The 24,131-nt window shown below is 63.1% G+C and carries 17 protein-coding genes, 1 tRNA gene and 2 pseudogenes; 16 read left to right on the forward strand and 4 right to left on the reverse strand.

Features of this window, described 5'->3' with window-relative positions; genetic code table 11:
- The first annotated feature begins 22 nt into the window (after nt 1-22).
- The 9 genes and pseudogenes from hutC to VM94_RS29415 all read left to right on the forward strand — a co-directional run.
- The gene (gene hutC / locus VM94_RS16335; RefSeq protein ID WP_046684347.1) at nt 23-742 is read left to right on the forward strand and encodes a histidine utilization repressor; all 720 of its coding nucleotides are present in this window, start codon (nt 23-25) and stop codon (nt 740-742) included.
- Nucleotides 743-1,073: 331 nt separating this feature from the next.
- On the forward strand, nt 1,074-4,406 hold the full coding sequence (locus VM94_RS16340; RefSeq protein ID WP_046684348.1) for a PAS domain-containing hybrid sensor histidine kinase/response regulator: 3,333 nt from the start codon (nt 1,074-1,076) through the stop codon (nt 4,404-4,406).
- A gap of 70 nt (nt 4,407-4,476) precedes the next feature.
- Nucleotides 4,477-4,935: a response regulator gene (locus VM94_RS16345; RefSeq protein ID WP_046684349.1), complete on the forward strand. Its 459-nt coding sequence runs from the start codon at nt 4,477-4,479 to the stop codon at nt 4,933-4,935.
- Between the two features lie 314 nt (nt 4,936-5,249).
- On the forward strand, nt 5,250-5,576 hold the full coding sequence (gene trxA / locus VM94_RS16350; protein WP_034780502.1) for a thioredoxin TrxA: 327 nt from the start codon (nt 5,250-5,252) through the stop codon (nt 5,574-5,576).
- 156 nt (nt 5,577-5,732) lie between these two features.
- Nucleotides 5,733-6,995, forward strand: a complete 1,263-nt coding sequence (rho, locus tag VM94_RS16355; protein WP_010401543.1) for a transcription termination factor Rho — start codon at nt 5,733-5,735, stop codon at nt 6,993-6,995.
- A gap of 304 nt (nt 6,996-7,299) precedes the next feature.
- Nucleotides 7,300-7,569, forward strand: a complete 270-nt coding sequence (locus tag VM94_RS16360; protein WP_034746247.1) for a type B 50S ribosomal protein L31 — start codon at nt 7,300-7,302, stop codon at nt 7,567-7,569.
- Between the two features lie 152 nt (nt 7,570-7,721).
- A complete protein-coding gene (locus tag VM94_RS16365; protein WP_046684350.1) occupies nt 7,722-9,446 on the forward strand; it encodes an ArnT family glycosyltransferase in 1,725 nt (574 codons plus the stop codon).
- Nucleotides 9,447-9,644: 198 nt separating this feature from the next.
- A pseudogene (locus VM94_RS16370) lies at nt 9,645-10,454 on the forward strand (choice-of-anchor A family protein); the annotation flags it as partial.
- A 51-nt stretch (nt 10,455-10,505) separates the two neighbouring features.
- Nucleotides 10,506-10,625 (forward strand): annotated as a pseudogene (locus tag VM94_RS29415) (PEP-CTERM sorting domain-containing protein); the annotation flags it as partial.
- Between the two features lie 75 nt (nt 10,626-10,700).
- Here VM94_RS29415 and VM94_RS16375 read toward each other — a convergent pair.
- Nucleotides 10,701-12,380, reverse strand: coding sequence for an AMP-binding protein (locus VM94_RS16375; protein ID WP_046684352.1), 1,680 nt, complete (start codon nt 12,378-12,380; stop codon nt 10,701-10,703).
- A 133-nt stretch (nt 12,381-12,513) separates the two neighbouring features.
- Here VM94_RS16375 and VM94_RS16380 point away from each other — a divergent pair, with 133 nt between their 5' ends.
- Both VM94_RS16380 and VM94_RS16385 read left to right on the forward strand, forming a co-directional pair.
- Nucleotides 12,514-14,871 carry a DNA polymerase II gene (locus VM94_RS16380; protein WP_046684353.1) on the forward strand — a complete coding sequence of 786 codons (2,358 nt, stop codon included), beginning with the start codon at nt 12,514-12,516 and terminating at the stop codon, nt 14,869-14,871.
- A 273-nt stretch (nt 14,872-15,144) separates the two neighbouring features.
- A complete protein-coding gene (locus VM94_RS16385) occupies nt 15,145-16,461 on the forward strand; it encodes an enoyl ACP reductase FabMG family protein (RefSeq protein WP_046684354.1) in 1,317 nt (438 codons plus the stop codon).
- A gap of 65 nt (nt 16,462-16,526) precedes the next feature.
- Here the strand turns inward: VM94_RS16385 and VM94_RS16390 are convergent, their stop codons facing one another.
- Complete coding sequence (locus tag VM94_RS16390) at nt 16,527-17,291, reverse strand: SDR family oxidoreductase (RefSeq protein ID WP_046684355.1); 765 nt, start codon at nt 17,289-17,291, stop codon at nt 16,527-16,529.
- Nucleotides 17,292-17,463: 172 nt separating this feature from the next.
- Here VM94_RS16390 and VM94_RS16395 point away from each other — a divergent pair.
- Nucleotides 17,464-17,550: transfer RNA gene (locus tag VM94_RS16395), tRNA-Leu, on the forward strand.
- Between the two features lie 117 nt (nt 17,551-17,667).
- Here VM94_RS16395 and VM94_RS16400 read toward each other — a convergent pair.
- Nucleotides 17,668-18,060, reverse strand: coding sequence for an Imm10 family immunity protein (locus tag VM94_RS16400; RefSeq protein ID WP_052140012.1), 393 nt, complete (start codon nt 18,058-18,060; stop codon nt 17,668-17,670).
- Between the two features lie 128 nt (nt 18,061-18,188).
- Between VM94_RS16400 and VM94_RS28740 the strand changes: the two genes are divergently transcribed.
- From VM94_RS28740 to VM94_RS16415, 3 genes are all read left to right on the forward strand, one after another.
- Complete coding sequence (locus VM94_RS28740) at nt 18,189-18,605, forward strand: GNAT family N-acetyltransferase (protein ID WP_046684356.1); 417 nt, start codon at nt 18,189-18,191, stop codon at nt 18,603-18,605.
- 23 nt (nt 18,606-18,628) lie between these two features.
- Complete coding sequence (locus VM94_RS16410; RefSeq protein ID WP_138828980.1) at nt 18,629-19,351, forward strand: M56 family metallopeptidase; 723 nt, start codon at nt 18,629-18,631, stop codon at nt 19,349-19,351.
- Nucleotides 19,352-19,415: 64 nt separating this feature from the next.
- Nucleotides 19,416-19,916 carry a hypothetical protein gene (locus tag VM94_RS16415; RefSeq protein ID WP_046684357.1) on the forward strand — a complete coding sequence of 167 codons (501 nt, stop codon included), beginning with the start codon at nt 19,416-19,418 and terminating at the stop codon, nt 19,914-19,916.
- Here VM94_RS16415 and VM94_RS16420 read toward each other — a convergent pair.
- Nucleotides 19,913-20,722, reverse strand: a complete 810-nt coding sequence (locus VM94_RS16420; protein ID WP_138828979.1) for a class I SAM-dependent methyltransferase — start codon at nt 20,720-20,722, stop codon at nt 19,913-19,915. The two genes, VM94_RS16415 and VM94_RS16420, sit on opposite strands and share 4 nt — an antisense overlap.
- Before the next feature lie 288 nt (nt 20,723-21,010).
- Between VM94_RS16420 and VM94_RS16425 the strand changes: the two genes are divergently transcribed.
- Nucleotides 21,011-24,131, forward strand: a 3,121-nt coding sequence (locus tag VM94_RS16425) for an MHYT domain-containing protein (protein ID WP_082127743.1), incomplete at its 3' end; no start/stop codon positions are given.

Genomic DNA, 24,131 nt, shown 5'->3' on the forward strand with positions numbered 1-24,131 from the left:
CCCGCGCCCCGGAGAAACCGCATTGGACGACCACAATACACAAGAAAATACGCCCATTTTCCAGCGCATCAAGGATTTTCTGCTGGCCGGCATCGCCGCCGGACGCTGGAAGGAAGGCGACGTGATTCCATCCGAGCAAGCCCTCGTAAAACAATTCGGCGTCTCGCGCATGACGGTCAACCGCGCCGTGCGCGAACTGACCAGCGAACAGGTGCTGACGCGGCGCCAGGGTTCCGGCACCTATGTGGCGCAGCAAAAATACCAGGCGACCTTGTTGGAAATCAAGAGTATCGCCGATGAAGTGCGGGCACGCGGACATATCCACCGCAGCAGCTTGCAATTGCTGGAACGCACCAAGGCATCCGACTTGCTGGCCAAGCAATTCGGCCTGCCGCCCGAGCACCCGCTGTTCCACTCGCTGATCGTGCATTTTGAAAACGGCGTGCCGATCCAGGTGGAAGACCGCTGGGTCAATCCCGAGTGCGCGCCCGACTACATGACGCAGGATTTTTCCAGCATCACGCCGAACGAATACCTGATGGCCGCCGCGCCCCTGCAAGGCGCCACCTACAGCATCGAGGCGCTGTCGGCGCCGCGCGACATCGCCGAAATGCTGGCCATCGACACGAAACAGGCGTGCCTGGTGCTGCGCCGCCAGACGCGCTCGGGCGGCAAGATCGCCTCGATCGCCACCATGTGGCATCCCGGGCACCGCTATCAGTTCGCGGGAAGTTTTACTTGAGGTCAGACATCGCGATTCGTTAGCACGATTTCGCGCCAACTTTCTCACGAATTCTCACCAAATCGCGAAAAAAACAGCCATTCCGGGACAAAAAAAATCCCGTTTTGGCCGTTTCAGAACTTAACTACTGCGAGCAAATATTCGATGCTATAGTTGCCGCCAGAAAGCGCCGCAGGCGTTTATTTGAGCGCGCATCATGCACTGTCAGACCAGTTCCATCATGCCCCAGAAAGGGATGCATTTGTCGTATTGCAGCCACACGAGTTTCAGCGCATCACGCCCTCGGCGCCCTGCGCTGCACCGGCTCGCTCATACGATGCTGGCGGCAGGCATGGCGCTTTCGTTGCCGGTGCAGGCGGCGGTACCCGGCATGGCGCCAACATTGCTGTGGCCGTACGCAGCCGCCAGCGCCACCGCCCTGGCGGGACTGGCTTGCTGGCAAGCCTGGCGGCTGCGGCAACGGTTGCACCGCCTGCTCCTGCCCGCGCACGCCCTGGCGGAACAGGATGCCGGGCAAGCCTTGCGCGGCGCGGCCTTGGCTGGCTGGACCTGGCGGCGCCAGTCCGGACGGCTGCAGTTCGCGCCCCAGTACCAGGACGTGCTGGGCGACAAGAGCGCCAAGCTTGAGCATGTCCTGGGCGACTGGCTGGCCGAAGTGCACCGCGACGACCGCGCGCGCCTGAGCCTGGCATTTCACCAGCATCTGGATGGCCAGGCGCCCGGCACCTTCAATTGCGAATTCCGATTACGCCACAGCGATGGCCACTGGCGCTGGCTGCTGGCGCGCGGCGCCGTGCTGACACGCGCCTCGGATGGCGCCGCCACGCAGGCCAGCGGCATCATCTGCGATATCAGCGAACGCAAGCAGGATGAGCAATCGCGCATGCGCTCGATGCTGGAAGCGGCGCCGGAAGCCATGCTGGTGGCCGACGTCGAGGGCAAGGTGCATTACGCCAACCAGATCGGCGCGCGCTGCTTCGGCTATCCGCTGGCCGAATTGACGGGCATGTCGCTGGAGCAATTGGTGCCGGAAAGCACGGCCGGCCAATCCGCAGGCGACCCGCAAGGGCGGCACAGCCTGCCGGGCCGCGTGATGATGGCGCGCCGCCGCGACGGCACGCACTTCCCCGCCAAGGTCAGCCTGTCGCCGCTGCGCATGGCCGGCCAGGTGTTTTCCATCGTCTCGCTGCGCGACATGACGCAGCGGCAACGCGCCGAGGAAGCGCTGCACGCCAGTTCGGAGCGCTACCGCCTGATCGTGCAGACGGCCGCCGAAGGCATCTGGATGACGGATGCGGACGGCAAGACCACCTTCGTCAATCCGAAGATGGCGCACATGCTCGGCTACACGGTGCAGGAAATGCTGGGCCGCCCCCTGCTCGACTTCATGGACCGCGACAGCCAGCTGCTGATGCAGCGCCGCCTGGCCAGCCACGGCAGCTTCGCCAGCCAGCCGGACCAGGTCGATTTCCGCTTCTTCCGCAAGGACCAGTCCAGCCTGTGGGGCTTGCTGTCGAGCACCAGCATCCAGTCGGACAATGGCGAGCCGGGCGGCACGCTGGCGATGATCACCGACATCACGGAGCGTCGCCAGGCGTCGATCGCGCTGTCGAACTCGAGCCAGCGCATGGCGTCCGTGTTCGGCGCCGTGACGAACGGCCTGGTGGTGCAGGACAGCCACGGCCACATCCTGGAAAGCAATGCCGCCGCCGAGCGCATGCTGGCGGCCAGTCCGGCCAGTCAGTCCAACCGCAGCCTGTGGCAAGCCATCCACGAGGACGGTTCCCCTTTCGACCAGCGCAGCCACCCCGTGCACATCACCCTGTCCACGGGTGTCGCCATGCGCGACGTGCTGATGGGCGTGCAGCAGCCCGACGGCAGCCTGTCGTGGCTGTCCGTAAATACCGAGGCCATCCGCGATGAATACGGCAAGGTGGGCATGGTGGTGGCCAGCCTGACGGACATCACGTATCACAAGCGCAGCGAAAGCGCCTTGCGCGAACTCAATGAACATCTGGAAGAGCGCGTGGCGCAGCGTACCGAACAGCTGGACCAGGCCAAGCAGGTGGCGGAAGAAGCGAGCCTGGCGAAGGGACAATTCCTGGCCAACATGAGCCATGAAATCCGCACGCCGATGAACGGCGTGATCGGCATGGCGTACCTGGCGCTCAAGACGGATCTGGAACCGCGCCAGCGCGATTACCTGGAAAAAATCCGCTTTGCCGGAGAGCACTTGCTGGGCATCATAGACGACATCCTCGACATCTCGAAAATCGAGGCGGGCAAGCTGGAAATCGAGCGCGTCAACTTCAGCTTCGACCACGTGGTGCAAACCCTGATGACGGTGGTGGCGCCGCGCGCCGCCGGCAAGAACCTGGAATTGCTGTTTGAAATCGACCCGCAATTGCCGGCCGTGCTCGTGGGCGACCCGCTGCGCCTGGGGCAGGTGCTGATCAACTACGCCAATAACGCCATCAAGTTCAGCGAACAGGGCAGCATTACCGTGAAAGTGCGCAAGGTGGTGGCGGATGCCAAGCACTGTCTGGTGCGCTTTGAAGTGTGCGACCACGGCATCGGCCTGTCGCAGGATGAAATGAGCAAGCTCTTCCAATCTTTCCAGCAAGCGGACACGTCCACCACGCGCGAATATGGCGGCACGGGCCTGGGCCTGGCCATCTGCAAGCAGCTGGCACAGCTGATGGGCGGCGACGTGGGCGTCGACAGCCGCCCCGGCGCCGGCAGCACCTTCTGGTTCACGGCCAACCTGGGCATTTCCGACCAGGCGGCGCCCGCCATGCTCGACAGCATGGTGCAGACGGCGGCCGCCATGCGCGCCAGCGCCGATGCGGCCCTGGTGATGCGCACGCTCAAGCATGCGCGCATCCTCCTGGTGGAAGACAATACCTTCAACCAGCAAGTGGCGCTGGAATTGCTGGAGGAAGCGGGCGCCTCCGTCTGCCTGGCCAACAATGGCGAGGAAGCGCTCGATTTGCTGCGCCAGACCCAGTTCGACTGCGTGCTGATGGATGTGCAGATGCCGCTGATGGATGGCTTGCAAGCAACGCGCCACATCCGCGCCGACCCGCAGTTGGCGCACTTGCGCGTGCTGGCCATGACAGCCACGGCCACCAGCGAAGACCGCGTGCGCTGCCTGGATGCGGGCATGGACGATTTCATTTCCAAGCCCATCCAGCCGGCCATGATGTACCAGACCATCGCCAGCTGGCTGCCGGCGCGCGAGACGCCGCCGCCACCGGCGCGCAGCCGCGCCGCGCCCGCCTTCAAGACCACCCTGGCGGGCGATCCGCAAGTGATCGACCTGTCCATCCTGGCAAAGTTGCTGGGCTACAACCCGGAGAAAGTGCGCAAGTTCGCCTTCAAGTTCCTGCAGACCACACAGGATGGCTTCGGCGACATCGATGCGGCCCTGGCGCGCGGCGACGTGCACCAGGTGCGCGAACTGGGGCACCGTATCAAGTCGTCGGCGCGCACCGTGGGCGCCCTGGGACTGGCCGAGCTGTGCCACAACCTGGAAACCCTGGCGCCGGGCGAACCGGCCGACGAGGCGGAGCGGGCACGGCACATCGTCGCGCGCCTGTGGCCCCTGCTGGAACAGATTACCGAACAAATCATGAATAACACCAGCTTTGCCAATGACGATTAGCTACCGCCAAATTATGCTATGGCAAGGTATCGGCATCGACAGCGATGCATATCAACAGAAAGACTGAACGATGAATACTGTATCCAACCAAACAAGCCAGGAACACAATGAAGCAGGCCTGGCGCCGTTGCGCGTGCTGCTGCTGGACGACGACGTTTTCATGCTCGACGTGCTCAGCGACATGCTCGAACAAATGGGCCCGTTCGACATCCGCTGCGAGTCGCACAGCGAACAGGCGCTGTCGACCCTGAAGCAGCACCAGCCGGACCTGCTGATCTGCGACCTGTCCATGCCCGACATCGACGGCATCGAATTCTTGCGCATGGCGGCTGAAAACGGCTTCCGCGGCGGCGTGGTCCTGCTGTCGGGCCTGCATTCGGCCGTGCGCCTGGCGGCCGAGCGCCTGGCCATGGCCAACGGCCTGCATATATTGGGCACCTTCCGCAAGCCGATGGAAAGCGCGGAATTGCAGCTGATGGTGAACTTGCAATTGCAGCACACGGCGCGTCAGGCCAGCGCGCAAGCCTGATCTCAGGACCAGGCAGGAGGGGCGGGTACGGCGCTGCAGGCCAGCAGGCATGCGGCTTTGGCGCCCTGCCGGCACCTGCAGGAGCGATATGCTGGCGATATGCCTCAAGTTTTTCTGCAATAATCGCCACGCTTTGAAAAAATGGGTTATTATTTCAGCCATCCCCGCCTGCATACCTCTGGTCGCACCTTCCAAGAACATTGAATTCGTGCCCATTGTCCCCATCTTCTCATTGCATTCCAGGAAGCATGGATGGCGAACCAGCGTATGGTTAATTCCAGGCATTATTGATCCCACCCTCATTTGAGGAAAATATGAGCGAAAATATCAAACACATTAGCGATGCATCTTTTGAAGCAGACGTCCTGAAATCCGAGTTGCCAGTACTGGTCGACTTCTGGGCGGAATGGTGCGGTCCCTGCAAGGCCATCGCCCCGATCCTCGAAGAAGTGGCCAAGGAATACGCCGGCCGCATCCAGATCGCCAAGATGGACGTGGACGCCAACCAGGCAGTGCCTGCCAAGTTCGGCATCCGCGGCATCCCGACCCTGATCCTGTTCAAGGATGGCGTTGCAGCTGCTCAAAAAGTAGGCGCCATGGCCAAGGGCCAGTTGACCGCTTTCGTCGACAGCAACATTTAATGTATGATGGGCAGCGCTGCGCCCGCAGCGCCGCCTGACTGGATAGACCGGGAAGCGGCTTTGCCCTCATTCGTGCACAGCCTTCCCCAATAATTAATCAACGCCACGCAGTCCCCTCCCCTACCTTTACATCCCGTCTCGGGACACTCAACACATATGCATTTATCCGAACTAAAGGCCCTACACGTATCCGCCCTGCTTGAGATGGCGATCGGTCTTGACATTGACAACGCGGCCCGCTTGCGCAAACAGGAGCTGATGTTCGCTATCCTGAAGAAACGCGCCAAGTCCGGCGAACAGATTTTTGGCGACGGCGCCCTGGAAGTGCTGCCTGACGGCTTCGGCTTCCTGCGCTCGCCCGACGCCAGCTACATGGCGTCCACCGACGACATTTACATCTCCCCTTCGCAAATCCGCCGCTTCAATCTGCACACCGGCGATTCGATCGAAGGCGAGGTACGGACCCCGAAAGATGGCGAACGCTATTTCGCATTGGTCAAAGTCGACAAGGTCAACGGCGAATCGCCGGAAGCCTCGAAGCACCGCATCCTGTTTGAAAACCTGACGCCGCTGCACCCGAACGAGCCGCTGCGCCTGGAACGTGAAATGAATGGCCAGGAAAACATCACCGGCCGCATCATCGACCTGATCGCCCCGATCGGCAAAGGCCAGCGCGGCTTGCTGGTGGCATCGCCGAAATCCGGCAAGTCCGTGATCCTGCAGCACATCGCCCATGCGATCACGGCAAATCACCCGGATATCACGCTGATCGTGCTGCTGATCGACGAACGTCCGGAAGAAGTGACCGAAATGCAACGCTCCGTGCGCGGCGAAGTCGTCGCCTCGACCTTCGACGAGCCGGCCACGCGCCACGTGCAAGTGGCCGAGATGGTGCTGGAAAAAGCCAAGCGCCTGGTCGAAATGAAAAAAGACGTGGTCATCCTGCTCGACTCGATCACCCGTCTGGCCCGCGCCTACAACACCGTCATCCCTGCCTCGGGCAAGGTCCTGACCGGTGGTGTCGACGCGAACGCGCTGCAACGTCCAAAACGCTTCTTCGGCGCCGCGCGCAATATCGAAGAAGGCGGCTCGCTGACCATCATCGCCACGGCGCTGATCGAAACGGGTTCGCGCATGGATGACGTGATCTTTGAAGAATTCAAGGGTACCGGCAACATGGAAGTGCATCTGGAACGCCGCCTGGCCGAAAAACGCGTCTACCCGGCAATCAACCTGAACAAATCGGGTACCCGCCGCGAAGAACTGCTGATCAAGCCGAACGAACTGCAAAAAATCTGGATCCTGCGCAAGTTGCTGTACTCGATGGACGAGATCGAGGCGATGGAGTTCATTCTCGACAAGATGAAAGCCACGAAGAATAACGCCGAGTTCTTCGACATGATGCGCCGCGGCGGTTAAATTCGCCTGTCGTGTATCGTAGGTCGGATTAGGCCCGCAGGGCCGTAATCCGACAACATTGTTGGCGCAGGCGGTGGTGTTGTCGGATTACGCGCTTGCGCGCTAATCCGACCAACGTTGCGCCACGCCGATCACTCGCGATCATGCAATGCCGCTTTCGAGCGGCTTTTTTATTGCCGCCAGCCTGAAAGCGCTATATAATCTGCGGTTGCATTATTTTAACCCTGGCAAGTGATCGGCAATCGGGTCAAGAAGCAAGACGACCGACGAAGTGCTGTTTGGCTACCAAACTAGAGAGAAGACCATGAAAGTCGATACCCATCCAGAATACCGCGAAGTTGTTTTCCACGATCTGTCGTGCGATTTCAAATTCGTCACCCGCTCGACCATCCAAACCCGCGAAAAAATCACCCATGACGGTAAAGAATACCCACTGGTGAAGATCGAGGTTTCGGCTGAATCGCACCCATTCTTCACGGGCAAGCACAAAATCGTCGATACCGCTGGTCGCGTCGAGAAGTTCCGTCAGAAGTTCGGTTCGGTTGGTTCGAAAACCGCAGTCGCAGCAGGCTAATTTTTGCCGCATTGCGGCAAAAAAGGGCAGCTTCGGCTCCCAGAAAAAAGGCAGCCACGGCTGCCTTTTTTGTCTTTGGCCGCTTTACTTTATACTCGCGCATACCCGACGCCATTCGTCGCGTCTTGCCACTATTCTGATACCGATTATCGATGAAGCCAGTCCGCCTTCCCGCCGCCGCCACACTCGCGCTGCCACGATGGGCCTTGTTTGCGCTAGGCCTGCTGTACATCCTGCCTGGCCTGATCGGCCGCGAACCGTGGAAGAACGATGACGCCGCCAGTTTCGGCATCATGTGGACCATGGCGCATGGCGGCCTGAACGACTGGCTGTGGCCCAATATCGCCGGCCTGTCGCTGCCCGACGAGGGCCCGCTGGCCTTCTGGCTGGGCGCCATCTTCATCAAGCTGTTCGGCTGGATCGACGGCGACGTCTTCGGCGCGCGCATGTCGACCATCGGCATCTTCGTCGTCAGCACACTGTCCGTCTGGTACACCGCCTTCAATCTGGGCCGCCGCAACGACGCCCAGCCGCTGCGCCTTGCCTTCGGCGGCCAGCCCGAGCCGGACGACTTCGGTCGCACCCTGGCCGATGCCGCCGTGCTCATCTACCTGGGCTGCCTGGGCCTGCTGCAGCACAGCCACGACATCACGGCCGAAGCGCTGTACGTGTCCCTGATGGCCTATCTGCTGTACCGCGCCGTGCGCTACGTGGAAGGCCCGTCCGTGCGCAATGCAGCGTTGCTGGGCCTGGCGCTGGGCGGCCTGACCCTCGCACGCGGCTGGATCACGCCGGCGGCGCTGAGCATCGCCTTGCTGCTGTGCACCGTCTTCCTGCGCCTGCCGCTGCTGCGCAGCGTGCGCCATCTGGCGCTGGCCATCCTGATCGGCATCGCGCTGACCCTCGTCTGGCTGCTGCCGGGCGAATGGCTGCGTCCGTACGGCCACTCGCCGCTGCAGGCATGGATGGAGTGGAATTGCCGCCAGTTCAGCGCCCCGAGCCTGAAAAGCCTGCAATACTTCTTGCGTGTCGGCATCTGGTTCTTCTGGCCCGCCTGGCCGTTCGCCGCCTGGGCCGTGTACGCCTGGCGCCGCCAGCACCACGTGCTGCACATCGTCGTGCCGCTGACCTTTGTCGCCATGCTGGCCATCCTGGGCCTGTGCCATCCCGATCCCGACCCGAGCCAGCTGCTGCCCCTGCTGCCGCCGCTGGCCGTGATGGCCGCGTTCGGCTTGCTGACCATGAAACGGGGCGCCATCAACGCCATCGACTGGTTCTCCGTGATGGTGCTGACCATCTGCGCCCTCGCGCTGTGGCTGTTCTGGTTCGCCATCCTGACGGGCTGGCCACCGAAACTGTCGCATAACGCCCTGAAACTCATGCCCGGCTTCAAGCCCGAGCTGGACTTGCTGGCTTTCTTCGTGGCAGCCTGCGCCAGCGCAGGCTGGGTGGCGCTGGTGCACTGGCGCATCTCGCGCCAGCCGGCCGTGCTGTGGCGCGCCGTGGTGCTGTCGTCCGGCGGCCTGATCCTGATCTGGGTGCTGATCATGACCTTGTTCCTGCCGCCGCTGAACTACAGCAAGAGCTACGCCAGCGTGGCGCACCAGATTTCCGTCCATCTGCCGCCAGGCAGCAAGTGCATCAACAGCAACGTCGGCGCCGCCCAGCGCGCCTCGTTCGCCTATTTCGGCCACCTGCCGTTTGCCAGCGTGGGGCAGCAGCAATGCGATGTGTTCTTGTTACAAGACAGCATCAAGGTTCCCGACAGCAAGGAACAACTGCCCGAGCATCACGGCGCGGACTGGATCAAACTGTGGGAAGGACGCCGCCCCACGGATGACGTGGAGCGTTTCCGCCTGTACCAGCGCGTCAAGTAAGTACAAAAAAACCGGGCCAGCCCCGGTTTTTTTATGTCCGCCAGACAATTGCCGCCCGCAGGAAAAGTGTTGCCTTAAAATATAGTTAATTACCTAAATTGAACTAACATTGTTTTTTATATTATAATAGCGGACTGCGCGATGGCGGTGTCTTGCTTTCCCGCCCTATTCGTCCCCCAATTTACTATGAGATTGTCCATGAAATTATTTGCTACCCGCACCTTGCCGCTCATCAGCGCCGCCCTGTTCGCCTTCTCCTTCAGCGCTTCGGCCCAGGCCACCGTGGTTGACCTCGGCGTCGCCAATGGCTACTCGGCCTTCATCTTCGGCAACATCGGCAGCAGCGGCGCCAGCGGCTTTACCAGCGTCGGCGGCAGCATCGCCGCCGGCGGCAATATCTACCTCGACAACTACAACGTCGGCACGAACAAAAAACCAGGCAACGCCGTCAATTCGGTCGTTGCTGGCGGTAACCTGAACACGGGCTGGGGCACGCTCGGCGGTTCGGCCGTGTACGGCGTCAGCAACCCTAACGCCACCCTGACGGCGCCACAATGGTTCCCAACGAACAACATCAGCAAAGGCAACGCTTCCACCCTGGACTTCGCGGGCGCCAAGCAGCAACTGACGACCCTGTCGGGCGACGTGGCCAAGCTGCAATCGAACGGTACCGTCATCTCGCAGTACGGCAACATGACCCTGGTGGGCAATGTCAACGCCGACGTGAATATTTTCAACATCGATGCGTCGAACCTGCATAACCTGACCCTGGACCTGTCCTCGCTGAAAAGCACGGCAAGCATCATCATCAATGGCACGGCCAGCAACATCACCATGAGCGGCGGCTTCGACAATTTCGCCAGCTTCGCCAACCGCACGCTGTTCAACTTCGCCAACGCCACCACCACCAACCTGCAGAACGTCGGCATCAACGGCAGCATCCTGGCGCCGAACAGCGCGTTCTCGGGTTCGGGCGACATGAACGGCACCCTGATCGCCAATTCGGTCAGCTCGATCAATTATGGCCACGTCGCGATGAACGGCGCCGGCTTCAACACGGTCAACGTGTCGGCCGTGCCGGAACCAGGCACCTATGCCATGCTGCTGGCAGGCCTGGGCTTGCTGGCCTTCATGCGCCGCCGCACGCCAGCGCGCGCACCGCAAGCCGCGATGGCCTGAGCTTTACGCTGAATCCATAAAAAAACACCGGGCCGCGCGAGCGTCCCGGTGTTTTTTTATGGGCTGGCGAAAACCTTACTCCGTGCTCAAGCCCAAATCCGTGGCTACCTGCTTGCGCAAGACATATTTCTGGATCTTGCCCGTCACCGTCATGGGGAATTCCTCGACGAAACGCACGTAGCGGGGAATCTTGTAGTAGGCGATCTGCCCGTCGCAAAAGGCGCGGATGTCGTCGCTGGTAGCCTGCGTGCCGGGACGCAAGATGATGCAGGCGCACAACTCTTCGCCATACTTGGCGTCCGGCACGCCCACGCATTGCACGTCGAGCACGCTCGGGTGGCGATACAGGAATTCCTCGACTTCGCGCGGGTAGATGTTTTCACCGCCGCGTATCACCATGTCCTTCGAGCGGCCGACGATGCTGCAAAAGCCGTTGTCATCGATCACGGCCAGGTCGCCCGTGTGCATCCAGCGCGCCGCGTCGATGGCTTCGCTGGTTTTTTCAGGGTCGCCCCAGTAGCCCTGCATCACGGAATAGCCGCGCGTGAGCAACTCTCCCTTCTCGCCGCGCGGCACGATGCGCCCTTCCGCATCGATGATTTTCACTTCCAAGTGCGGATGGACCCGGCCGATGGACGACACGCGCATTTCGCGCGGGTCCTCGATCGATGTCTGGAAGCTGACGGGCGACGTTTCCGTCATGCCATAGGCAATCGTGATTTCGGCCATGTGCATCAGCTCGATGACCCGCGTCATGACTTCCATCGGGCAGGGCGAGCCGGCCATGATGCCGGTGCGCAAGTTCGACAGATCGTATTGCTTGAAGTCAGGATGGTCGAGGATGGCGATGAACATCGTCGGCACGCCGTGCAGCCCCGTGCAGCGCTCGGCCTGCACGGTTTCCAGCACGGCTTTCGGATCGAAGCCTTCGCCGGGAAACACCATCGCCGCGCCATGCGTGACGCAAGCCAAGTTGCCCAGCACCATGCCGAAGCAGTGGTACAGGGGCACGGGAATGCACAAGCGGTCCCGTTCGGTGAGGCGCATGGCTTCGCCGATGAAAAAGCCGTTGTTCAGGATATTGTGGTGCGTCAAGGTGGCGCCTTTCGGCGCGCCTGTGGTGCCGGACGTGAACTGAATGTTGACGGCGTCGTCAAACTGCAAGCCAGCGCTCACTTCTTCCAGGTGCGCCAGGTCGGCATTCATGATGCCGTCCATCAAGGCATCGAAGTTGTGCATGCCCGGCGTGGCGGCCGTGCCCAGGCGGATGACGTGGCGCAATTGCGGCAGGCGCGGCGATTGCAGGGCGCCGGCCCGCGAGCGGGCGATGTCCGGCACCACGTCCTGCACGATGGCCAGGTAGTCGCTGGACTTGAAGCTGGGCGACAGGATCAGCGCGCTGCATTGCACCTTGTCGAGCACGTATTCGAGTTCCGAGCGCCGGTATGCCGGATTGATGTTGACCATGATCAAGCCAGCTTTCGCCGTGGCGAACTGCGTCAGCACCCATTCGGCGCAATTCTGCGACCAGATGCCGACCCGGTCGCCCGGCTGCAAGCCCAGTTTCAGCAGGCCGGCGGCCAGGCGGTGCACGCGCTGCTGGAATTCAAGATACGTCCAGCGCACGTTCTGGTGCGCCACGATCAGGGCGTCGTGCTGGCCGTAGCGGGCGGCGATGCCGTCCAGGTAGGCGCCGATGGTGTCGCCGATCAACGGCGTCTCGTGGGCGCCGTGTACATAACTGATTGCTTGCATGCTGTCTCCGGGGTGGGTGGCGCGGCGCGCTCTTGTTATCGTCTTCGATGCAGAAAATTATAGCCGCAACCGCCCCCGCCCTGCGTCAGCTTGCTGTAATGTGCAGGCCAGCACATCCGACACTCACGGCACCATGACAGGCAACACCCAGCACACGCCCGAACAGGGCTTCATCCTGACCCGCCACTGGCGCGACACGAGCGCCGGCACGGAAGTCGATTTCTGGCTGGCAACGGACGCCGGGCCCCGTCATGTGCGCCTGCCCGTGCAGACGGCCGTCGCCTTCATTCCCATGGAGCAGCAGGAACAGGCGCAACAACTGCTGCGCGGCGAGCGCCATGCGGAGCTGCGTCCCCTGTCGCTGTGCGATTTCCACCACCGCCCCGTGCTGGGCCTGTACTGCAAGCAATACCGGCATTTGCTGAAGCTGGAAAAGCAGCTGCGCGCGCATGGCGTCGACGTGTACGAAGCCGACATCCGCCCGCCCGAGCGCTACCTGATGGAGCGCTTCATCACGGCGCCGGTAACGTTCAGCGGAGAAACGGAAGTGCAGCTGAAACCTGCGCCCGGCTACCGCTCCACATTGAAACTGGTGTCGCTCGATATCGAGACGACGGCACATGGCGAGCTGTATTCGCTGGCCCTGGAAGGTTGCGGCCAGCGCCAGGTCTACATGCTGGGGCCGCCAAACGGCGGCGATGACGCCTTGGACTTCGACCTCGAATACTGCGACAGCCGCGCACAGATACTCGAGCGCCTGAACACGTGGATGGAGCGCCACGATCCCGACGCCATCATCGGCTGGAACCTGGTGCAGTTCGACTTGCGCGTGCTGCGCCAGCACGCCGAGCGCTACCAGATACCGTTGAAACTGGGACGCGGCGGCGCCGTCATGGAATGGCGCGAGCATGGCGGCAAGCAGGAACATTATTTCGCGGCCGCGGCGGGACGCCTGATCATCGACGGCATCGAAGCATTGAAGTCCGCGACATGGAATTTTTCCTCGTTCAGCCTGGAAAACGTGGCGCAAACGCTGTTGGGCGAAGGCAAGTCCATCGACAATCCCTACCAGCGCATGGCCGAAATCGACCGGCGTTTCCGCGAAGACAAGCCGGCGCTGGCCCGCTACAACCTCAAGGATTGCGAGCTGGTCACACGCATCTTCGCCAAGACCGAGTTGCTGACCTTCTTGCTGGAACGGGCCAGCGTGACGGGCCTGGCGGCCGACCGCAGCGGCGGCTCCGTGGCCGCCTTCGAGCATTTATATTTGCCGCTGATGCACCGGCAAGGTTACGTGGCGCCCAACCTGGGCGACGTCTCCGGCGAAAACAGTCCCGGCGGCTTCGTCATGGATTCCCAGTCGGGCCTGTACGACTCCGTGCTCGTGCTCGACTACAAAAGCCTGTATCCATCCATCATCCGCACCTTCCTCATCGATCCCGTAGGCCTGGTGGTGGGTACCAGTGGCGACGAAGCCGATACCGTGCCCGGCTACCGGGGTGCGCAGTTTTCAAGGGCCAAACATTGCCTGCCGGCCATCGTGAAGCAGGTGTGGCAAGGGCGCGAGACGGCCAAGCGCGAGCGCAACGCGCCGCTGTCGCAAGCCTTGAAAATCATCATGAACGCGTTCTATGGCGTATTGGGATCGAGCGGCTGCCGCTTCTTCGATCCGCGCCTGGCCTCGTCGATCACCTTGCGCGGCCACGACATCATGCACCGCACCCGCGAGCTGATCACCGAGCACGGTTATCAAGTGATCTATGGCGACACGGATTCCACCTTCGTGTGGCTGAAAACGGCGCATAGCGACGAAGAGGCGGGCAAGATCGGCCGCGCCCTAGTGGCGCACGTGAATGCCTGGTGGGATGCCCACTTGCGCGACGAGTTTGGCCTCGAGAACGCGCTGGAGCTGGAATTCGAGACGCATTACCGGCGTTTCCTGATGCCCACCATCCGCGGCTCGGAAGAAGGCAGCAAGAAGCGCTACGCGGGCCTGGTCGGCAAACCCGACGGCAGCGAGGACATGGTCTACAAGGGCCTGGAAACCGTGCGCAGCGACTGGACGCCGCTGGCGCAGCAATTCCAGCAGGATTTGTACCGGCGCATCTTCCAGCGCGCCGCCTACCAGGACTATGTGCGCGACTACGTGGCGCGCACGGTGCGCGGCGAATTCGACGCCTTGCTGGTCTACCGCAAGCGATTGCGCCGCCCGCTCGACGATTACCAGCGCAACGTGCCGCCCCACGTGCGCGCGGCGCGCACGGCCGATGCCTATAACCTGGCGCAGGGCCGGCCGTTGCAATACCAGAACGGCGGCTGGATCAGCTATGTCATCACGGTGGCGGGGCCGGAACCGCTGGAAACGCAGCGCTCGCCCATCGACTACCACCACTACCTGACGCGCCAGCTGCAGCCGGTGGCCGACGCCATCCTGCCCTTCCTGGGCGACGATTTTTCACGGCTTGTGTCGGGCCAGCAGGATTTGTTCTAAATCAATTCTGCTTACCTGCGCGGCCAAGCTGAGGTAATATCGGCGCCTTCCGGGCTTATCTGACCCTGTCCGCGGGCGCTGTGCCCCGTGGCAGCGTAAAATACGCCATGGCGAAAGAATAAGAGCTGCATGCAGAAGAAGATGCCATTCCAGACGAGAATCGTTCGCAACAGGATTTTCCTCGCTGAAATGGCGCATAATTTACAACTATGTTGAACCAGCGGGCAGTCGCATCAGCCATCTGCCCTGCTAATTTTAGAATGAATTGACACCATGACCGAGATCACGTCCTTAAGAGACATCCCGCAAAAAAATATCTTCCGCAAGGGCGACACCTTTGTGCTGTTCGGCGAGCTGTTCGGCCGCGGCTATGTAAATGGCTTGCTGGACGAGGCGCGCAAGGCGGGCATGAATATCGTCGGCATGACGGTCGGCCGCCGCGATGAAAACATGGCGCTGCGCCCGCTGAACGCGGAAGAGCTGGCCGAAGCGGAAGCCAACCTGGGCGGGCGCATCATCAATGTGCCGCTGATGGCCGGTTTCGACCTCGACGCGCCAGCCGGCGAACCGACGCCGACGGCCCTGCTGGCCGACATGACCCTGAAGAGCTGGCAGGAAGACAAGCTGGACTGGGCGCAGATCGAACGCTGCCGCGAAGCCGGCATCGCCCGTTTCAGCGCTTCCGTGGCGAAAGCCATGGCCGAGCTGGACAGCCTGATTCCTGACGGCAGCAATGTGTATTTCGCCCACACCATGGCTGGCGGCATTCCGAAAGTCAAAGTCTTCCTGGCGATCGCCAACCGCATCTACAAAGGCCGCGGCGAGCGCTTCATGTCCTCGCGCGCCCTGCTCGACAGCGACCTGGGCAAGCTGATCCTGATGAACTTCGACGAAGTCACGGCCAACACCTTGCAGCACTTGATCGACGGCAGCGCCGCCATCCGCGCCCGCATCGAGCAAACGGGCGGCCAGGTGCGCTACAGCGCCTACGGCTACCACGGTACCGAAATCCTGATCGACGGCAAGTACCAGTGGCAAACCTACAGCAACTACACGCAAGGCCTGGCGAAGATGCGCCTGGAAAACGTGGCCAAGGCCGCGTGGGACAAAGGCATCAAGGCCACCGTGTTCAATTGCCCGGAAATCCGCACGAACTCGTCCGACATTTTCGTCGGCGTGGAGCTGTCCCTGTTCCCGCTGCTCGACGCGCTGAAAAAAGAAGGCGGCGCGGCCTGGGCCGAAGAGCAGTGGAAAACCTGCCAGGGCTTGCTGGAAGACGGCGTTGCGCTGCAAGACTTGCTCGACCGTATCGCCGCCTACAATGGCGACGCCACCAGCGTGCAGTTCCGCAACTTCGCCGCCTGGCCGATGGACAACACCCCGGAGCTGGCCGAAGTCATGATCGGCACCTCGGACGACATCACCAAGCTGCACAAGGACCGCAAGGAACTGATCACCGACCACCTGAGCTCGCTGGTACTGGAAGGCACGGGCCCGCTGATGTTCCACACCATGTCGGAACCGCCGGCACCGGTCGTCTGGCTCAACCACGACATCATCGCGCGTCAGCTGAACTCGGCTCACAACTGAGTTTGATCTAGCAGCACCACCGACGGCCCGGCTCATCCCCGGGCCGTCGGCGTTTCAGCACCTCTTTATGCCCGTACGATGGACACGCCACCGTCGGCCAGCAGCGCCGTACCGGTGGTAAAGCTCGATGCATCGGAGGCCAGGTACAGCGCCGAGCGGGCGATCTCGTCCGGCGTGGCCAGGCGTTTCAATGCATGCAGTCCCGCCACGAAGGCCAGCGCTTCGGACGTACTGGCCACTTGCCGCCCCAACGGCGTATCGGTACCGCCTGGCAACAAGGCATTCACGCGGATGCCTGCCGCGCCATACTCGGCCGCCAGGGCCTTCGTCAAGCCGATCACGCCCGCCTTGCTGGCCGCATACGCCGCCATGCCGGGCATGCCCAAGGTATGGCCGACAAACGTGGACGTGAAAATCAGCGAGCCGCCGCCGCGCGCCGCCATGGCAGGCAGCTGATACTTGGCCGCCAGGAAGGCACTGGTGAGGTTGGTATCGACCGTCGCCCGCCAGTCTTCCAGGGCAACTTCCTGGGTGGGCCCCATGGGCCCCAGGGTGCCCGCATTATTAAAAGCGATATCGAGGCCGCCAAAGCGTTGCAGCGCCAGCGCCACGGCCCCTTGCGCGCACGCGGCGTCGCCCACATCGCCCACGCAAGCCACGGCTTGCGCGCCGCCGTCCGCCAGCTGTGCCACGAGCGCATCGAGCTCCTTCCGCCGCCGTGCCACCAGCACCAGCCGCGCGCCATGGCGGGCAAACAGCCGCGCCGCCGCATGCCCGATGCCCGAGCTGGCGCCCGTGATGATGGCGACCTTGTTTTCCAGTTGCTTCATGGGATATCCCTCCAAGTGAATGAAGGGATACGATAGGACGGCAGGCCAGGCGCGGCACTCCGCTTCTTGCGCTGGAATCGGCGCGCTCAAAGAGTCTCCATACTTCTGCAAACGCACGCCAAGCATAAAACTTGCCAGATTGTGACAAATCAGTGATAATGCGTCTCGCGTTGCCGGGATGGCGGAATAGGTAGACGCACGGGACTCAAAATCCCGCGCTGGAAACAGCGTGCCGGTTCGATTCCGGCTCCCGGCACCACAGAACACTTGGTTGTACCTGATCAAACCCGCCCATCGCCAGATACTGCGGGTTTTTTTACGCCAGTGCCTGCGTGAGCAAGCAAGCCGGCCAACTGGCCGGCGCCGTCCACGCAAATCAACGTTCCTCGCGATAATAATCACAGCCCTCGAACGTGGTGCGCAGCGCCTGCTGCAGCTGGGCGTAGCGCTCCGGCGTCAAATTGAAACGCACGTCGATCTGGCCGTCGTCATCCATCTGCATGGCCGCCTCGGCATCCATCTGCACGGACAAACGGTTCGGATGCAAAATCACGGCGTGCATGTGGCCATACCAGGCGAACTCCTGACCACAGTATTCGATGTAGGGCTCGTCCATGCCCATGGCCACGTCCTGCTCGTCATACTCATCGGCGCGCTGCAGCATCAGGTAGACGGGCTCGCCTTTGCCGGCTGGCGCGGCCAGGGTGGTGATCAGGGCGTCGTCTTCATTAATGACGGACAACTCGGTGGCGGTAAATCCTGCGGACATGGCGTGCTTTCAACAAATAAATGGATGACGCCACCATAGCGCAAAAGCGCTCCGGACAACATAGCGCGCGGCGAATAAAGCGTGCCGCCTATAATGGTCATTCCATCCATATTGCACAGGAGACCGTCTTGACCGCAGCATCGCCCTACACCATCCGCCTGGCCATTCCCTCCATCGCCACCTACCAGCACCTGCGCGTTACCGCCGGCATGAGCCCAAAAGGCGCGGCGGCGGCAACCAAGGGCTTGCCGAACTCGCTGTTTGCCGTGCAAATCCTGGATGGCGACGAGGTGGTGGGCATGGGCCGCGTCATCGGCGATGGCGGCTGTTTCTTCCAGGTCACCGATATCGCCGTGCTGCCGGCCCACCAGGGCAAGGGCTTGGGCAAGCGCATCATGGGCGAGATCATGCAATTCATCGAGACGGAGGTGCCTGAAAGCGCGTACGTCAGCCTGATCGCCGATGGCCAGGCGCAAGAGCTGTATGCGCAATTCGGCTTCAAGCACACGGCGCCCGCCTCCGTCGGCATGGCGCTGACACGCTAGTGCCGGCCTGGCTGGCTTCCAGCATGGCGCTGGCGCTACTGTTGAGCGTTGCCGCCTGGCGCGCCGAGCCCGTGCTGCAGCGGCGCGGCCGCACGACGCGCTGGCTGTGGCTGGCGGCCATCGCCGCGTCCGTCCTCTTGCCGCTGGCATGGCTGCCCGGCGTGCTAGGGGCCATGCCGGCGGAACAGGCGCAGCTGAAGCTGGGCTGGTTTGTCTTGTCGATGGGCATGTTGTTGATATTGCTACTGCGCAGCGCCTGGCTGCTGTCGCACCAGCGCCGCTGGCAAAAGAGCACCTTGCTGGGCACGCCGGTATTTTTGAGCGGCGGCATCGGCCCCTGCGTGGCGGGGCTGCTGCGCCCCCGCATCGTGATGCCCGTCTGGCTGCAGCTGATTCCGCCCCAGCAACAAGCGCTGCTGCTGGCGCACGAGCGATGTCGGCTGGCCGCGCGCGATCCGCTGCTGCTGGCCGTGGCGCATGCCTTGATCGTGCTCATGCCCTGGAACCTGCCCCTGTGGTGGCAGTTGCACCGGCTGCGCTTTGCCATCGAGGTCGATTGCGACGCGCGGATGCTGGCGCACGGCCACGCGCTGCGCGCCTACGCCTTCGTGCTGCGCCGCCACGGCCAGTATTATTCGGGCTTGACTGGCGCCTCGCCCATCGTGCTGGCCGACCCGCTGGCGCTGCGGCGCCGGCGGCAGATCATGGCCAGATATACCCGGATCCGGGCGGCGAACTTGCTATAGTAGCGGCAACGCCGCGCGGCGCGCCCGCGAGCCCGGCTCCCCCCTTCGAAATCAGAGAGATACCATGCTTTACCTGCTTGCCATCGTGATCGTCATCGCCCTGCTGTACTACGTCTTCAGTGGCCGCACGCCCGTCAAACCGCTGCACAAGCCGCTCGTCTCGGTACGCCAGTACGTGCCCGCGATTCCTCCCGGCGCACCCGCGCACCACTGGAGCGACGAGGGCCGCTTTGCGTCGGAAGTGGAAAACGAAGCGATGTACCAGCCCGCCATCGCCAAACTGGCCGGCGAACACGGTCCCGGCAATGCGGAAGAAAAATGCCTGGCACTGCTCGTCTGCGACGACGCCAACCCGTTCCAGGACAAGGCCATCGCCGTCTTCATCGATGGCGTGCTGGTCGGCTATCTGTCGCACAACGACGCGCTGCGCCTGCGCCGCAACCTGGGCCGCATGGACCTGGTGGGCCAGTTGACCTCGTGCGACGCCGTCATCCGCGGCGGCGGTCTGTGGAACGGCAAGCGCCTGTCGTATGCCGTGTGGCTCGATCTGCAGCCGTACAACTAAGCTATCGCGCGCGCCAGCCTGACGGCGCGCGTGGCGATAAAGCTGGGCAGGTATTTTTCAATTTCAAAGCGCGGGTGGGGATGCATTTCCTCGTGGTAGCCTGCCAGCACGAAACCCGCCGCCAACTGGCCGCCGATCTGGCTGTCCAGGCCATGGCCGAAGATCAGCGCCTCGCCCCTGTCCATGCGGGCCGCCAGCGCATCGGCTGGCATATCCTCCACATCCGAATACGGCAGCACAAAACGGGGACGTATCAAGCCCTGCTTTGCCCATTGCGGATCGCGGTCGCCGATGAACACGGCCGGATTGAAGAAACTGCTCAGCAGCACGCCGCCGTCAGCCAGCACGCGCGCGCATTCGCGCCATACGGGAGCGATGTCGGGCACGTACTGGTTCGACACGGGGTGCACGATGACATCGAAACTGGCGTCGGCAAAGTGGCGCAGGTCGCGCATGTCACCCTGCACGGTGGCCAGGTGCAAGCTGTCGCGTTCAGCCACCATGCGGTCTTTCGCCAGTTGCTGCCCAGATAAATCGAAGACGGTCACGTGTGCGCCGGCGGCGGCCAGCACGGGCGCCTGCTGCCCGCCGGCACCGGCCAGGCACAGGATACGCTTACCTTGCACATCGCCCAGCCAGCCGGCCGGCAAGGGGCCGGGCGTCAAATGGATTTGCCACCGCCCGGCGCGCGCCGCGGCGATGGTGGCGCTGTCGACAGGCTGCGACCATGGGCTGTTCTGTACAGCCTGGGCATCCCAGGCTTGCTGATTATGCCGCAAGAAGTTGTCACTTAAAGGCATCGTCATCCTTTCAGAAAAAACAGGACGCGAATGTAGCATGACACCCGGCAAGGCGTCGCACCTTGCAAAAAAACCACACAATTCCTGATGGCAACTTCCTCGCCAGCATCGCCATTCCACGGGCACGACAAGTCCGCGACCCACCTGTCCCGCTCGGGAACAGCTTGCACGACAGGGAAAATAATTACAATTAAGATATTTGTTTCCTGAAATCTGGTAAGGTAATTCGCATCGATCACCCGCAGTGGCGGCAGGCGTCCATGCCGGCGCCAACGCGCCACCCGTTTGCCTACGATGATACCTGCCAGCGTCCAGCACCTGTTCCACCTTCCCGCCGACCCGGCCCAGCTGCATCACGGCCAGCATGCGCCGGGTCTGGTGCTGCTGTCGCTCGTGATCGCCATTTTCACGTCGTGGATGGCTTTCCAGATGACGGCGTACAGCCGCGCCCAGGCGAGCATCAGCCGCCGCTTGCACTTGCTGTGCCTGCTGGCCGGCAGCCTGGCGCTGGGTTGCGGCGTGTGGGCCATGCATTTCATCGGCATGCTGGCCTTCGAGCTGAGCACCAGCGTCGATTACGACCCGGGCCTGACCTTGCTGTCCATCGTGCCCAGCGTGGCGGCCTCGTTCGTGGCCCTGGCCACCATCAGCCGGCGCGCCGTCACGGCGCCGCTGCTGCTGCGCAGCGGCTTGCTGGTGGGCCTGGGCATTGGCGCCATGCATTACACGGGCATGCAGGCCATGCGTGTAGGCCTGTCGCTGCGCTACGATCCGCTGCTGTTCGCGCTGTCGCTCGTCGTTGCCGTGGCGCTGGCCACCCTGGCCCTGTGGATACGTTTCGGCTTGCGCGGCTGGAGCAGCCGCGTGCCCTCGTCGCAGCGCACGCTGATCAGCGCCTGCGTCATGGGTTGCGCGATTACGGGGATGCATTACATGGGCATGCAGGCGGCCCGCTTCGTGGGGACGATTCCGCCCGGCAATGATGCCGATGCCAACCGGCCGATACTGGTGATCAGCGTGACCCTGCTGACCATCGCCCTGACCATCCTGGTTGCCTCGGCCGTGGGCCTCTTGCGCTACCGCGAGCTGTTTCGCCACCTGAACCAGAGCGAACACTGGATGCGTTCCCTGCTGACGAGCACGGTCGACGGCGTCATCACCATCGACCGGCACGGCAGCATCATCGACTTCAACGGCGCCGCCGAGCGCATCCTCGGCTGGCGGTCGGCGGAAATTGTCGGCCGCCATATCAGCGTGCTGGTCAGCGACGTGCGCCAGTCGGAACGACACGGCCTGCTGCACTACCTGCGCACGGGCGAAGGCGAGGTGTCCCACACCAGCGAGGAAATCGTCTACCTGCGCAAGGATGGCGCCCCCGTGGCCGTGCAACGTTCGATGGCCAGCGCGCGCCTGGCCGACCAGGATTTGTATGTGCTGTTCATTACCGACATCAGCGAACGGCGCGCCATGCTGGCCGCCCTGCGCGAAAGCGAGCAACAGTTGCGCTCGCTGATCGGTAATATTCCCGGCATCGCCTTTCGCTGCACCACGGCGGAAAACCAGCCCATGCTGTTCATCAGCGATGGCGTGGAAGCCGTCACCGGCTATCCGGCCGCCGACTTTATCGGCGCCACGCCGCGCCGCAGCATCACGGGCCTGATCGCCAGCGAAGAGCGCGCCTACGTCGTCGGCGTCTTCAACCGCAGCGTGGCCAGCGGCGAGCCCTACCTGCTGGAATACCGGCTGCTGCATGCCGACGGCACGGCGCGCTGGCTGTGGGAGCGGGGCACCGTCGTACACGATGCGGCAGGCGCCGTGCGCTGGGTCGACGGCGTCATCCTCGACATCAGCGAAAGGCGGCAAATGGAGGAGGACTTGCGCATGGCCAAGGAAAAAGCGGAACTGGCGGCCGCCACGCGGGCCAGCTTTGTCGCCAACATGAGCCATGAAATCCGCACGCCGATGAATTCCATCCTCGGTTTCACGGATGTGCTGCTCGACTCGCCGCTGGCGCCGGAGCAGCGGCGTCACCTCAATACCGTGCGCCAGTCCGGCCGCTCGCTGTTGCGCCTGCTCAACGAAGTGCTCGATACGGCCAAGCTGGACAAGGGTGCCGTGGCGCTGGAAATGCGCGACTACAGCCTGCTAGCGCTGGTCGATGAATTGGCGTCCACGTATGGCGTCCATGCGCGCAACAAGGGTTTGCGCATGGAGGTGCAGTACGACCCGCAACTGCCGGCCGTGCTGCATGGCGACGAATTGCGCATGCGGCAAGTGCTGGGCAACCTGCTCGACAACGCCATCAAGTTCACGCCCAGCGGCGGCGTCAGCCTGACGGCGCGCCTCGACGATGGCCAGCTGCACCTGCTGGTGCGGGACAGCGGTATCGGCATCTCCGCGGAACGGCGCGACGCCATTTTTGATCCCTTCGTGCAAGCGGACGCTTCGACCACGCGGCGCTTTGGCGGCACGGGCCTGGGCACCACCATCAGCAGGCAGCTGGTGACCCTGATGCAGGGGCGTATCTGGGCCGACGCCAGCGTGCCGCACGGCAGCGTGTTCCACGTCATGCTGCCCTTGTTGCCGGCACGCCAGGCGGCGCTGCCCGCCAGCGAACGCCGCAGCGTGCGCCTGCCGCCCCTGCGCGTGCTGGCCGCCGACGACGTGCCGCAAAACCTGGAACTGCTGAGTCTGCTGTTGGGCAAGCGCGGCCACACGGTGGTCACGGCCGGTGATGGCGCGCAAGCCTTGCAGCTGGCCCAGCAGGACGACTTCGACATTCTGCTGCTGGACTTGCAAATGCCGCGCATGGATGGCCTGGCCGCCACGCAAGCCATCCGCGCCGCCGCCCTGCGCGATGGCCGCCCGCGCGTGCCCGTGATCGCCATGACGGCCAGCGTGCTCGATGCGCACCGCAAGGCGGCGCGGGCGGCCGACATGGACGGGTTCGCCACCAAGCCCGTCGAATGGCAGGCGCTGTCGCAGGAAATCGCCCGCGTGCTGGGCCTGGCGGCGGCCCCGGCCGATGACAGCCGCGCGCCCGCTGGCGCAAGAGTGCTGCACCATGCGGGCGCCCTGCAGCGCTGGGCCGGCAACGACAGCGCCTACCACGCAGCGCTGGCCCGTTTCGGCCACGAGCATCCCCGCTTGCCGCTTGCCCTGCTGGCCGCCATCGAGGCGCGCGATCACCTGGCGCTCTTGCCGCAGAGCCACAAACTGCGCGGCGTGGCGGCCAACCTGGGCCTGGAACAACTGGCCGCCAGCCTGGCGGCGCTGGAGCAATGCTGCGCCAGTCCCGGCCCCGCCACGGCACAGCAACTCGACGAAACGCTGGGCGAGCTGCTGACGCAATGGCCGGCGGCGCTGGCCGCCATCGCCCGGCTGGTGCCGCCTGCCGTGCCAGCGGCAACGGCGG

It is taken from the genome of Janthinobacterium sp. KBS0711, from assembly GCF_000988085.1.
Lineage (GTDB): Bacteria > Pseudomonadota > Gammaproteobacteria > Burkholderiales > Burkholderiaceae_D > Janthinobacterium > Janthinobacterium lividum_E.